This window comes from Bartonella sp. HY038, from assembly GCF_014117425.1.
In the GTDB taxonomy this organism is placed as follows: Bacteria; Pseudomonadota; Alphaproteobacteria; order Rhizobiales; family Rhizobiaceae; genus HY038.
Genome location: NZ_CP059725.1, coordinates 1957635 through 1970580 on the forward strand (window position 1 = coordinate 1957635; position 12946 = coordinate 1970580).

The 12946-nt window shown below is 37.0% G+C and carries 10 protein-coding genes, 1 tRNA gene and 2 pseudogenes; 9 read left to right on the forward strand and 4 right to left on the reverse strand.

All coding sequences use genetic code 11. The annotated features are described in order from the left end of the window. Positions 1–195 precede the first annotated feature (195 nt). Positions 196–522: pseudogene (uraH, locus tag H3299_RS08460) on the forward strand (hydroxyisourate hydrolase). 70 nt (positions 523–592) lie between these two features. Here uraH and H3299_RS15670 read toward each other — a convergent pair. Next, positions 593–3490, reverse strand: a complete 2898-nt coding sequence (locus H3299_RS15670) for a DNA translocase FtsK (RefSeq protein ID WP_246708045.1) — start codon at positions 3488–3490, stop codon at positions 593–595. Positions 3491–3939: 449 nt separating this feature from the next. On the opposite strand from H3299_RS15670, the gene H3299_RS08470 reads away from it, so the two are divergent. From H3299_RS08470 to H3299_RS08485, 4 genes are all read left to right on the forward strand, one after another. Continuing rightward, positions 3940–4464: a DUF1134 domain-containing protein gene (locus H3299_RS08470; RefSeq protein ID WP_371739838.1), complete on the forward strand. Its 525-nt coding sequence runs from the start codon at positions 3940–3942 to the stop codon at positions 4462–4464. Between the two features lie 113 nt (positions 4465–4577). Beyond that, positions 4578–5384: a hypothetical protein gene (locus H3299_RS08475; RefSeq protein ID WP_182417259.1), complete on the forward strand. Its 807-nt coding sequence runs from the start codon at positions 4578–4580 to the stop codon at positions 5382–5384. 267 nt (positions 5385–5651) lie between these two features. Further along, entirely contained in the window at positions 5652–7043 is a 1392-nt protein-coding gene (fumC, locus tag H3299_RS08480; RefSeq protein ID WP_182417260.1) for a class II fumarate hydratase, read from the forward strand. Between the two features lie 185 nt (positions 7044–7228). Next, positions 7229–7305: transfer RNA gene (locus H3299_RS08485), tRNA-Arg, on the forward strand. A gap of 268 nt (positions 7306–7573) precedes the next feature. Here the strand turns inward: H3299_RS08485 and H3299_RS08490 are convergent. Continuing rightward, complete coding sequence (locus tag H3299_RS08490; RefSeq protein WP_182417261.1) at positions 7574–7918, reverse strand: hypothetical protein; 345 nt, start codon at positions 7916–7918, stop codon at positions 7574–7576. A 104-nt stretch (positions 7919–8022) separates the two neighbouring features. Between H3299_RS08490 and H3299_RS08495 the strand changes: the two genes are divergently transcribed. The 3 genes from H3299_RS08495 (at position 8023) to H3299_RS08505 (ending at position 10309) form a co-directional block, all read left to right on the forward strand. Further along, a complete protein-coding gene (locus H3299_RS08495) occupies positions 8023–8532 on the forward strand; it encodes a hypothetical protein (protein ID WP_182417262.1) in 510 nt (169 codons plus the stop codon). A 14-nt stretch (positions 8533–8546) separates the two neighbouring features. Then, the gene (locus H3299_RS08500; protein WP_182417263.1) at positions 8547–9272 is read left to right on the forward strand and encodes a hypothetical protein; all 726 of its coding nucleotides are present in this window, start codon (positions 8547–8549) and stop codon (positions 9270–9272) included. A 464-nt stretch (positions 9273–9736) separates the two neighbouring features. Then, positions 9737–10309 (forward strand): hypothetical protein, encoded by a 573-nt coding sequence (locus H3299_RS08505; protein ID WP_182417264.1) that lies wholly within the window; start codon positions 9737–9739, stop codon positions 10307–10309. A gap of 50 nt (positions 10310–10359) precedes the next feature. On the opposite strand, the gene H3299_RS08510 is transcribed toward H3299_RS08505, so the two are convergent. Both H3299_RS08510 and H3299_RS15800 read right to left on the reverse strand, forming a co-directional pair. Beyond that, complete coding sequence (locus tag H3299_RS08510; protein ID WP_371739839.1) at positions 10360–10512, reverse strand: hypothetical protein; 153 nt, start codon at positions 10510–10512, stop codon at positions 10360–10362. Between the two features lie 43 nt (positions 10513–10555). Next, positions 10556–10680: pseudogene (locus tag H3299_RS15800) on the reverse strand (deoxyguanosinetriphosphate triphosphohydrolase); the annotation flags it as partial. A 244-nt stretch (positions 10681–10924) separates the two neighbouring features. Between H3299_RS15800 and H3299_RS08515 the strand changes: the two are divergent. Next, positions 10925–12946 (forward strand): site-specific DNA-methyltransferase, encoded by a 2022-nt coding sequence (locus H3299_RS08515; RefSeq protein ID WP_182417266.1) that lies wholly within the window; start codon positions 10925–10927, stop codon positions 12944–12946.

A 12946-nucleotide genomic window follows, 5' to 3' on the forward strand; every position in this document is an offset into this window, starting at 1 on the left:
TTCATCTCAAGTAATTTTTACGTTGGTCAAGATTTTTGTATCAATAGGTTATAATGGTTAATAGCGAGCACATTTATTTAAAAAATTTAATTAATCAGAGATTAGGCGACACATGATAAAATTAGTAACATCAATAATTGGTCTTTTCTTCTGTTTATAACCGGCCTAGTTTTAGCTGCCGATAATCCACTTAGTGTGCATGTTTTAAACTTAACTGCCGCTCTGCCCTCGCCTAACATTGAAGTCAACGTTAAAAAATTAAATGGTGATAAATGGGAACTTTTAAATAGCGCAACGGCCAACAAGAATAGCCGTATCACCGCCCTTTATCCTCCTAGAAAAGAAATTTTTTCTGGAATTTACAAGGTGACATTTCAAACTTAAAAATGGTTTAAAGAAAACAACCGAGAAGCATTTTTTCCAAAAGTGCCAGTTATCTTTACCTTCAATGAAAAAGTCGATCATCCTCACATTCCATTACCGCTAAGTCCCTTTGGATGTTCTACCTACCGAGGTAATTGATTATTTTCAGATAAAATAAAAAAGGCGGGGCATGAACCCCGCCTTTTTTTATTTAAAAATCATTTTAATCTTAATGATTATTGATTAAAATTTCACGCTTGCCAACATGGTTTGCCGCGCCAACAAGGCCTTCTTTTTCCATGCGCTCAACAAGGCTTGCGGCTTTATTATAGCCAATACCGAGGCGGCGTTGAATATAAGAGGTGGAGCATTTTTTGTCACGCATAACCACTTTTACACCTTGCACGTAAAGCTCTTCAGCATCATCACCAGCATTAGCAACGAGTTCTGCGATATTGTCGCTATCATCTTCTGGCTCATCTTCTTCACTGTCGGTAACCGTTGCAAGATAATCCGGTGTGCCTTGGGTTTTAAGATGGGAAACAATATGTTCAACTTCGCTATCTGAAACAAATGCACCATGAACACGCACGATGCGGCCGCCGCCAGCCATATGTAGCATATCACCTTGGCCAAGAAGCGTTTCTGCGCCTTGCTCGCCCAAAATGGTGCGGCTATCGATTTTAGATGTTACTTGGAACGAAATACGGGTTGGGAAGTTGGCCTTGATTGTACCAGTAATAACGTCAACGGATGGACGCTGGGTTGCCATAATCAAGTGGATACCAGCGGCGCGTGCCATTTGGGCAAGACGTTGGATAGCCCCTTCAATTTCTTTGCCAGCAACCATCATCAAGTCCGCCATTTCGTCAACAATAATGACGATGTAAGGCAATGGATTAAGATCCATAGCTTCTTCATTGTAGAGAAGCTCGCCAGTTTCTTTATCAAAGCCTGCTTGTACTGTGCACATAATGGTTTCACCATTTTTAAGGGCTTCAGTCACACGTTCATTAAAACCATCAATGTTACGAACGCCTAATTTTGCCATCTTGCGATAACGATCTTCCATTTCGCGTACGGCCCATTTAAGCGCGGTCACTGCCTTTTTAGGATCTGTTACAACAGGGGTAAGCAAATGCGGAATACCATCATAAATGGAAAGTTCAAGCATTTTAGGATCAACCATGATCAAACGGCATTGATCAGGAGTAAGATGATATAAAAGCGATAGGATCATCGTGTTAATGGCAACAGATTTACCAGAACCAGTGGTACCTGCAACCAAAAGATGCGGCATTTTTGCAAGTTCTGCAATGACCGGTTCACCACCAATATTTTTACCAAGAGCTAAAGCAAGTTTAAACTCTGATGTTTCAAAGGCTTTTGACTGCACGATTTCGCGTAAGAAAACCGTTTCACGTACAGCATTTGGCAATTCAATACCAATGACGTTGCGGCCAGGTATAACCGCAACACGAGCCGATACAGCTGACATTGAGCGGGCAATATCATCAGCAAGACCAATAACGCGTGAGGATTTTACACCAGGAGCTGGCTCAAATTCATAAAGTGTAACGACAGGACCTGGGCGGACATGAATAATTTCACCCTTGATGCCGAAATCTTCCAAAACGCTTTCTAAAAGTCCAGCGCTACGTTCTAAAGTTTCTTGTGAGATTACCGCACCATCTTTGTAAACAGGTGGCTGCAACAAATCAACGGATGGGAATGTGTAATCATGACCGGTTGCTTGCTTAGTTATCCGCAAGCCCGACTGTAGGTCGGTAACGTGACGAGGTGTAATCGCCACACTCTTAGTTGGCATGTGCTCTGGCTCATCGGCCTTTACATCATCTTCAATGGTTTCAACTTCAACCATATTGGTTGCAGTTTCAATATCTTCATGGCTTTCCGCTTCGATGGCGATGATGTCGTCATCTGCGGCTAAAGTCTGTTCAACAAAGGCTGCGTCAGAAAGGGGATTTTCAACGGCAACAATATGATCTGCTGCTTTTTCGTGTTTTTCAATGCTTTCAGCCTTTTCGATGCAATCCATTGCATCAAAATCCATATTATTATCATTGGCACTAGCAAATGCATGAGAATACTGAATAGCTTGATCTTCTGTTGATGCAACTTCTAATATTTCAGATGCTGGCACATCAATAAGGGCTGCACCTTCATTAACAGCTACGGTCTCAATATCTATGTCACCAACAACATCTTCGTTAAACTCATTTGCTGGAATTGCGACTTGAGATTCAGCTTCAATATTTGCGACTGCGGCTTCTTGATTGTCAGGTACATGAATTGCGGCTGCTTTAGCCTGTTCAACAGCTTCCATACGGCCAGATTTTGAAAACTTGCATTCAAGCACACGGAAAAGCTCGGTAATGGATGGTTGCGGTGCTTGCGGCTCATTTTCAAGCTCTATCTGTGCCTCTGCAACCATATCAGTTTGTTGATTGCTTGGTTCAATATCAAATGGACCAAATTCGAAAAAGGCGAAATCTGAAATGGCTATTGGCTCGGATTTGACAGCCTCAATCTTATTATTCGCAACTGGTGCATTAGTTGTAACAGGGGTTGTAGTTTCAACTGTTGCCGGTGTTTCGATGGTGTTTATTTTATTCGCAAGCATGGTATCACTTTCCGGCCGTTCGAGTTGTATTGATTGATTAACAAGTGGTGATTGGGCTTCAGTCGTTGATTGAACCTCAACGGTAATAATTTCCTTCGCATTTTCTGGGGCTTGACTGATATTCAACAAATCAGCGGTTGGAAGTTCGGTTTTAAGTAAAGATTCAAAATCTTCCTCACCTGGCTCGATTTCACTGCCGCCAATTATAATCGGCTTTTTTTGCTGACGCTCATAAATAGCTTGCAATTGTTCAGCATAAGCAGGATCGCTTTCAGCTTTTTTACGAATAATTTCGATATCTGGCGTGCGCGTAAAACGAACATTTTCCGCCAATGCAAAGGCCTGCCGCCAAATGGGTGGATAATCTGCCAGCGATTCTAGCAAAAGTGGTTTTGAAATAGGTTTTCCATCCGACTTTTGGGTCGGATCAGCCTTAATTGTTTGTTTGTAACTATCATAAGTAAAAGATTTTATATTACGCATAACACTCAAATACACCATGTTTCAGCCAGAATCGTCAGGCTTAATAAACTTATCGATTTTGGTTGATTGCCAACAATCATCAAGCTGCACTGTAATGGGCGAAAGTTAATAAGTTTTTGCCATAATGATTTTCATTGGCACTTTCCTACAAGAAAAATGCAGTGTGGTTTTTTGCCAACAGATAGTGTGGTTTTTTGCCAACAGATGTTGAATGACGTAATTTTCAATCAAGTTAAATAAAAGTTCAATTCTTAAGGATTTGAATATTTTTCAACGTTAATATCATTCAAATAGTAACCATATACATCTTGATACAAGGTGAAAGACAGCAAAGGAAAGTTTCAATGTTCCATGCCATTTTATCCTTTTTTTCTAGACAAAAGGGCTTTTTGCACTTGCGGCTTTTAAATCCTATTGCTGCGATACTTATATTCTTATCCTGTGCGAGCATAGCAACACCAACAGTGGCGCAAAATCGCAATAATAGCAGCGAGCATTATACCGCGCAGGAAATTATTGATTCAGGTCATCGTTTTTTTGGTGATACATCGGGTGGACTTGCCACCGCAATTCAAAATATTTTTTCACGCCACGGACTTCCTAATGGCTATATTCAAGGTGAAGAAGGCTCAGGTGCTTTTATTGGCGGTTTAACCTACGGTGAAGGAGCACTTTACACAAAAAATGCTGGTGATTATCGCATGTTTTGGCAAGGCCCATCTATTGGTCTTGATTATGGCGGCCAAGGCTCACGCGTTATGATGCTTGTCTATAACCTTGATAATGTGCGTAATATTTGGGGGCGTTACGGCGGTGTTTCAGGTTCTGCCTATCTTGTTGCTGGCGTTGGCTTTAATGTATTGAAGCGTAAACAAGTGCTTTTAGTACCTATCCGCACTGGGCTTGGGGCACGCCTTGGTGTTAATATTGGCTATTTAAAATTAACGCCAAAGCCAACATGGAATCCATTTTAAGAATGGTGGCTGACATTAACAACCTTCACTGGCAAATTTACCATAAATTTACATAACATTTATGGAAATTATCAAGCCACTACAAGTCTTATTTCAATTAATGAGTAGCTTCTATGATTTGGGTACAATCCATTTTATTTTTCATTTTTGGTAGTGCCGTTACCGGTTTTTTGGTGATGCTTGTTTTTCCGTTGGTTTGGCGAAGGGCACTTTTCCTTGCCAATAAAGCGGTGCGCATGGAAGTGCCCGTTTCATTAAATGAAGTTGAGGTAGAGCGCGATTTTTTGCGGGCTGAACATGCAACAACTGTGGCAAGGTTGGAAGAACTGCTCAAAATATCTGAAAATCGTTATGCAGAGGCTTTACTTCATGCGAGCAAAATGCGCGAGCGTAATTATTACCTCGCATCTTTTGAACAACAAACGCAGGAATTAATAGATTCAAATAAGCAGCTTAGTCATGAAATAGTTACTTTGAAGCAAGAATTAAATGTCGCAAAATCTGCGCTGCTTGAACAAAAAGCTTTGACAATTGGATCAACTATGGCTGAAAGCAACGATAACGAGACCTCAGCAACGGTTGAAAACTTTAACAAAAACCTTTCCACTGACAACCAACAAGATTTTAAAAAACTAAATCTACGTGGTGAAGGTGATATGCAAAGTCTCACGGCATTAACCGATCAAGAAATATCCCATTTTTATGAAGAAAATAAAAAACTATTGGTAGCCAAGGAACAAACGCTGAATGTATTGCGCGAGCAAATTAAAACTATGGCTGCAATATTAGTTGCCAATGTAGCCGCTAACGAAGGAGCAGACTCGCCAATTTTCGGACTTATATCAAAAGATGAAAATGCAAATAGTCTTGCTAGATTGATTAAAAGGAATTCGGCTAATGTTTCTAACAAAACAGCTTAGGCATTTTGGGTTTAGAATAATATTGCCAATTTTTCCTAAAGGACAGCTTAAGCATTTTTTAAGTTCAAATAATCATTATCATAACCATTTTAACCATGATAATGATTAAATCGATTAAAATATATATAAGTCATCAAAATATTGTACGATGTCTTGCCAATGATAGCGTGTAGCAAGTACAAGAAAACTATCGCGCCTGTTTTATGCAGTGCGCCATAAGCACTTACACCGGTTTCCCGGCCATGTAAAATCAGAAGGATTGCAAAAATGAGCAAAACCCGTACAGAAACTGATACCTTCGGACCGATTGAAGTTCCCGGCGACCGCTATTGGGGCGCACAGACAGAGCGTTCAATCCACAATTTTGAAATTGGTACCGAGCAACAACCTTTGCCGCTTGTTCATGCTTTAGGGCTTGTTAAACAAGCTGCTGCTGAAGCCAATATGGTTGCTGGCAAATTATCACCCGAAATTGGACGCGCTATCATTGCTGCTGCCGAAGAAGTGGTTGATGGCAAGTTTGATGATAATTTTCCATTGGTTGTCTGGCAAACAGGCTCTGGCACACAAAGCAATATGAATGCTAATGAGGTTATTTCAAACCGCGCTATTGAAATGCTTGGTGGCGAAATGGGCACAAAAAAGCCCGTTCACCCAAATGACCATGTCAATATGAGCCAATCTTCAAATGACTCATTTCCAACAGCAATTCATGTTGCAACCGCCATTGAAACAGTAACGCGTCTTTATCCGGCGCTTGACCATCTTATCTTGGCACTAAAAACAAAAGAGGATGAGTTTAACGACATTATCAAAATTGGTCGTACCCATACACAAGATGCGACACCAGTCACCTTGGGGCAAGAATTTTCAGGCTATCGCGCTAGCCTAGAACATGGCAAATTGCGTGTTGAAGAAGCGTTAAAAAGCGTGCTTTATCTTGCGCAAGGCGGCACCGCCGTTGGTACGGGTCTTAATGCGCCGATTGGGTTTGATAAAGAATTTGCCGCGCAAATGACAACCATCACTGGCATTCCGTTTAAAACCGCAAGTAATAAGTTTGAAGCCTTGGCAAGTCATGGTGCGATTACTTATTTCCATGGCAGCTTAAATGCTTTGGCAACTGATTTGTTTAAGATTGCCAATGATATTCGGTTCTTAGGTTCCGGCCCTCGTTCTGGCCTTGGTGAATTGAGCTTGCCTGAAAATGAGCCGGGTTCATCAATCATGCCGGGCAAAGTCAATCCAACCCAGTGCGAAGCGCTTACAATGGTTGCATGCCAAGTCTTTGGTAATAATACAACTGTTACTGTTGCATCATCACAAGGGCATTTTGAGCTTAATGTTTATAAGCCAGTTATTGCTTATAATGTTTTGCAATCTATTCGTTTGCTATCAGATTGCATGCGCTCCTTTGCCGATCATTGTGTTGATGGTATCGTTGCTAATCGCGCTCGCATCCAAGATCTTATGGAACAATCCTTGATGTTGGTCACGGCATTAGCACCTGCTATCGGCTATGATGCGGCTGCAAAAATTGCAAAAACCGCCCATAAAAACGGCACCACCTTGCGTGATGAAGCACTAAAAAGCGGTCTTGTAAGCGAAGAAGATTATAATCGTCTGGTTCGTCCAGAGGATATGATCCACCCTAAATAAGCAGCTTGCTCATTCTATTTAACAAATTGACAAGCAGAAAGTCTATTCAATGAGGCTTTCTGCTTTTTATTTATCTTATCAATCGTTACATTTATTAATAAAATTGGTTTTATATAAAATTGCTAGTTGAAGGCTACGCTTTGATAGGTTAGAAAGCAAAAATTGATTTTTCAGGAATCAATTACGCACCCGTAGCTCAGCTGGATAGAGCGTTGCCCTCCGAAGGCAAAGGTCACAGATTCGAATTCTGTCGGGTGCGCCATTAAAATATAATAAAATCAATATTTTAAGGCATTATTTACTGTATTTTTTTTCGTTCAATTTTAAATTTGTAGCAGTTTTGTAGCAATTGGCGTGAAAATGTGTTTTAAACCAGCGCATTGATCCTTTTGAGCGCAGTTAAATTTGTTATTATTTTCACTTGTTTTAAATGTACTTGATAGGCTTGAAGAGCGAATCTTTAACGAAGCTTCGCCGACAATTGACTAGCTTTTATCATGGAAGTGGTTTGACCATGAAAAAAACGCGCCTTACTCCCCTTCATTATCGCCATCATATTTACCAGCTTTATAATTTTTTTCAATTTGCTTAAATGCGCTGGTGGTTAGCGTGTTAACTTCATAAGCGCATTGCTGGTCTTCCATAAATTCATGGTTGGCAACAATTTCAATATAAGGCTTGGCTTTTTCACTTGCAGGATTTTTATAATAATAAGTGCAGACCTCTTCTTGGCAAAATTTAACTAAAACATTTTGCTTGTTTAATTTAAAGCTTTTGAGCACTTGTGCAATTGGCTTGCAATCTTGCGCATGTGATGATGTTATTAAAAACGTTGATATACTGGCTATAAGCACTGCTGTATAAATCTTTTTCATTTAAGAGCCCCCATAATTCAGATGTAATTTAATGCGTTTACAAATCAGCTATTTTCACCGTAACTTAAGCCATAGAAAAAGTCATTTTAATTGGAGGATGTTTAATGGCAAAGTTTAATATATCTTTTAAGATATTGGGCGCATTGTTTGTTACAGCATTTTTATTGATAAGCCCAGCGCAAGCACAAAAATTTGAAAATTATCCAGCCACTCAAATTTATAAAGGCAAGCAAGCCAAATTGCAGCTCACCAAGGATAATGGTGGCTTAACCTTTAAAACAAGAATTACTGAAGCTGCCAAAAAGGGTGTTAATTTTGCTGGACAATATAGCATTGTTGAAATTGGCTGCGGCTCGTCCTGCCTTATTGCGTATGTGGTGGATTTAAAAAGCGGCAAATTATTTAGCTTTCCTCTTGGTGGGGAGGAAAATTATCAAATGCAATTGCAATATAAGCCCAACAGCCGCCTTATCAAAGTGGTGTGGAATGATATCAATGCCGCCCAAAATAAAGCTTGTGTGATTGAATATTTGGAAATGCAAAAAGATAAATTTAAAACCATAAACCGCACAAGAATGCCATCTGATGGTTTCTGTGATGCTTATGTAGATTAATGAGAGATAAACAAATGATAAAAGTTGACGATAATTATATAATAAATTCAATACAGAGATATAAAAATGAGTTATCGCTGAATAGTGATAGAGCGCATTCTTTTGATTACTGTTTTAATTATTTTAAAAGAAACTGTAATACCTCCAGATATTCCTTTGCAGATAATATGGAATTAAGTTCCTTACATTTAGGTTTTTACCTAGCAAGTTGGGGAATGTATCGAGGTTCAAGTTATTTATTACAAAATAGTCTCTCAATTTATGAAAAAGTTATTGAATATTTTGATGTTTTGAAAAAAAACCATTTAGAGTTAAATCATTTGTCACCATGGGATATAGACGTAAGTAGCTATAATGAAGATAGCATAAAATTTTTATTAAATCTTCATAAGAATATAAAAGAGTGCTTAAAAATAAATACAAAAGAACCTTCAGATATTTTGATTACAAAAATTATGCTAGGTGTGTTTGGAAATGTACCAGCTTATGACGCTTATTTTAAAAAAACTTTTAAATTGATATCTAAAGATCTGAATTACGATTGTGCATTTACTTCGTTTAATAGTAAATCATTAAAAGTAATTAAAAAATTTTATGATAAGCATAAACAATCCATAGACACGATAGCTCAAACCTATACAACAGTAGATTTTAGTTCAAAGAAAAAAACAGATATAAATTACACAAAAGCAAAAACTATTGATATGTTTGGATTTATGTGTTCGTTTCAAAATAAGTGATATTTATTGTTAGACTCAATCTATTTGGGGCGATGATCAAGCAGACGCATGTAGTTCGTGGTTTATTTGATATATTTCAAAATGTTGCTCAACTGACTATAATTTCGCGTATTACCCCTGTTGGACTTTGTTGCGAGTAGATACTTTTCACTACGAACATCATTAGATTTATTGGAAGCGCATAACTCCTGTATAAATTGGATTGTTATTATTTACATAAAAATGCATAAAATTGGAAGATTACGATAGAGCTTTTAAAGCACTGTTAAATTTCGGATTGACTAATGTGTTTTGTCACTTATAGTAACCTTATAGTTTTGAAAGCTACATTATTTTGCTACAAGCTTTGAGTCCAAATCTCATAAATTCATAAACGCAAATCAAATAATCAAAATTTCTGAAAACGAATAAGTAAGCGCTTACAGTGTTTGCCTTCAAGTCGTTTTAATTTAATGAGGTAAAATATGACATCTTCAAAAGATGATAAATGGAATGAGCCTTTTAATCCAATGATTGAAGAGGAGTTTTTAAAAAAATATAATATAAAAAAAACAACTAAAAATACTCTATTTATTGATATGGATGGTGTGCTTGTTGATTTTGATAAAGGTTATGAAAACTATTTTGGCTATAAACCGACTAAAGTTGATGACAATGTCGATTGGGCGTTGGTGAATGGTGTAGAAAGTTATTATGCGAATATTCCGCCTATGGAAGATTTTAAGGAATTATGGGAGGGGATAGCACATTATAACCCTATTATTTTGACTGGTGTTCCTAAAGAAGTGCCGTCGGCTGCTGATGATAAAAGAAAATGGGTTGATAAACATATTGGTAAAAGCCAATTAATGATTACCTGCTTGTCAAAAGATAAAAGCCTTCATATGAAAAATAAAGGTGATATTTTAATTGATGACTGGACAAAATACCAACATCTTTGGATTGAGCGCGGTGGACGCTGGATCACACATATGAGTGCAGAACAATCACTTGCTGAATTAGAAATGTCTATTTTAATGGACGATATATTTGTGTAACAATTATTGTACTCTGTTCAATAGGATTGAATAGTAGCTATTCAATCAACTTACTGATCATAAATTGAGCCAATATCAGGCATAAATAAGCGTTGATATTTTTTAGACGCATAGTAATCTGTTATGCCTGCAATATAATTGCAAACAATACGATGTTTGATGCCTTTTTCGTTCTCATAGAGTTCAAGATGATATTCACCCATAAATAAAGGATTTTCACAAAAGACATCAAAAAGTTGACGGATTAATTTGCGCAACTTCTAAACTATGCGTCAATCGATTACGGTAAAAATCACTTTCACGATGCTTAAAACCTGTCTTTTTCCTTGTAATCTTCTAAAAGCAGAGGAATTTATCACTCTTGCGCGGTCAAAATGGGCAACTTCTTATAATAATTGGTCTTTAAAGGAAGGAAGCTCTCTTCCTTCATAAGATTTGCGCATTTTCCACAGTTTCATAGCAATTCCTTTGATTTGATAGAGGGTACTTTAATGAATTGTATTCATTATATAATCATAAATAAAACATGATGACAAATGCTTTTTAAATGTATTTTTATGAGTTTTTATCATATATAAATGATGATTAATTGAAGCCATTATTTAAGGGTTAGTGATGCAAACAGAATTAATTAATGCTCTAAACATTGTGTTAAAGCAATTTCCAGAATATTGGGAAGCTGACAAGTTGCACCGTACAATGGTGATTGAAGATATTCAAAATAAAAAGCCTGAATTGATAAAAGCATTCATTCAAAATGAAAAAATAAAATCTCTTTACGGTATTGATATTGGAGGTGTTTTAGTTTTTGATTTTAATGGCTTAATTTCTATCCTTAAATATAAAGAATATTGGGCAGATAGCTTTACAAAATATCGCAATAAAATTGGCTTAACGACAGATGGGCGTTACCTTGAATATAATTCCGATGTTGTATTAGATTTTCCTTATAAAGATTGTGTGCTTGAAGGTGGAATGAGCACAGAAGAGCAAGGTAAGAATGAAATTTATTATAATGAAATTATCGCTAAGGATGAAATTGACCGCCTTTTTGGACCCAAAGTTTTGACCAATGCGAAGCGCTATAACAAAGATGGTGTTGAAGAAAGTATCACTAATTTTAATGATGAGGATAACTTAATTATTAAAGGCAATAACTTAATTGCGCTACATTCATTGAAACAACGCTATGCTGGCAAGGTGAAGCTCATTTACATCGATCCACCTTATAATACAGGCAATGACGGCTTTAAATATAATGACCGCTTTAGCCGTTCTACTTGGCTAACATTTATGAAAAATCGGCTTGAAGTGGCAAGAGAATTGTTAAGCGATGATGGTGTCATATTTGTGCAATGTGATGACAATCAGCAGGCATACTTAGTTATTTTGATGGATAGTATTTTTGGGCAAACGAATAAAATTAATGTAATTAGTGTTAAAATGTCAGAGGCAACGGGAGTTAAAATGTCCCACGCTGACAAAAGATTTCCAAAATTAAAAGAATACATTTTATTTTATAAGAAAGAAAACTTAACATTTTTAAATCCTGTAAAAATACCTATCGACGCTTGGAACAATGAATATAAAGAAATTATTTTGAATGTTAACAAAGATGATTTGGAAACAATAAAAGAAATAATGGAAAAAAATAAATCAACTATAGATGAAGTAAATCTTGTAAATGAGATTGTCTCTTTAGCAAATATAAAAAGTCTTTCCAGCTATTTTAATGAAAATGATATCAGTAAAGACCAACAAGATAAATTTAAATGGGAGAATTCTTGGCGCATAATTCAAGCAGTCGGAGCAGGAAGTATTAAAGAGCGTGCCATCAATGCAAGAACAAATAATGAAATATCTGCTTTACTTACATCAACTGGTAAACTAAATATTTTTAAAAATAATTTTGATGAAACTTCAAAAGATCCAAGAATACGAATTATATTTGCAGATAAATATCTTGAATATAATCCAGGCGATTTTTGGACTGACATTAAAACTGCAGGCGGTGTTGGAAAAGAAGGTGGAGTTCTTTTTCCAAAAGGTAAAAAACCTGAACAATTACTGCAACGTATAATTAATAGCGTGACACTATCAAATGACATTATTCTCGATTTCCATCTTGGAAGCGGCACCACTGCTGCTGTCGCTCATAAAATGGGACGGAGATATATCGGCGTTGAACAAATGGATTATATAGCTGATATCACAGTACCACGTTTGCAAAAAGTTATTGAAGGTGAACAAGGCGGTATTTCTAAGGATGTTAGCTGGCAAGGTGGTGGTAGTTTTGTTTATGCGGAGTTGAAAAAGCTTAATTATGAATTTGCAGATGTCATAGATGCGGCAACAACTAGTGATGATTTAAAAATCATTTATGAAGAGATGCGGCAAAAAGCGCATCTTAACTATCAAGTAGAATTAGATGGCATTTTAAACAAAGTATATGAAGTGGATGGTGTTGACCATTTTCTCTCGTTTAATGAATTGGATTTGCAAGAACAGAAGAAGCTATTGATTGAGCTTTTAGATAAAAACCAGCTTTATGTAAACGCTTCAGAGATGGAAGATAAGCAATTAAATTTTTCTATGGAAGAAAAAGCATTTACAGCAAGTTTCTATAAAAAGGATTAA

Coding starts and splice junctions, on each gene's coding strand:
- H3299_RS15670 (WP_246708045.1), bottom strand. CDS start 3,490: ATGCGTAATATAAAATCTTTTACTTATGATAGTTACAAACAAACAATT.
- H3299_RS08475 (WP_182417259.1), top strand. CDS start 4,578: ATGATTTGGGTACAATCCATTTTATTTTTCATTTTTGGTAGTGCCGTT.
- fumC (WP_182417260.1), top strand. CDS start 5,652: ATGAGCAAAACCCGTACAGAAACTGATACCTTCGGACCGATTGAAGTT.
- H3299_RS08490 (WP_182417261.1), bottom strand. CDS start 7,918: ATGAAAAAGATTTATACAGCAGTGCTTATAGCCAGTATATCAACGTTT.
- H3299_RS08495 (WP_182417262.1), top strand. CDS start 8,023: ATGGCAAAGTTTAATATATCTTTTAAGATATTGGGCGCATTGTTTGTT.
- H3299_RS08500 (WP_182417263.1), top strand. CDS start 8,547: ATGATAAAAGTTGACGATAATTATATAATAAATTCAATACAGAGATAT.
- H3299_RS08505 (WP_182417264.1), top strand. CDS start 9,737: ATGACATCTTCAAAAGATGATAAATGGAATGAGCCTTTTAATCCAATG.
- H3299_RS08510 (WP_371739839.1), bottom strand. CDS start 10,512: ATGGGTGAATATCATCTTGAACTCTATGAGAACGAAAAAGGCATCAAA.
- H3299_RS08515 (WP_182417266.1), top strand. CDS start 10,925: ATGCAAACAGAATTAATTAATGCTCTAAACATTGTGTTAAAGCAATTT.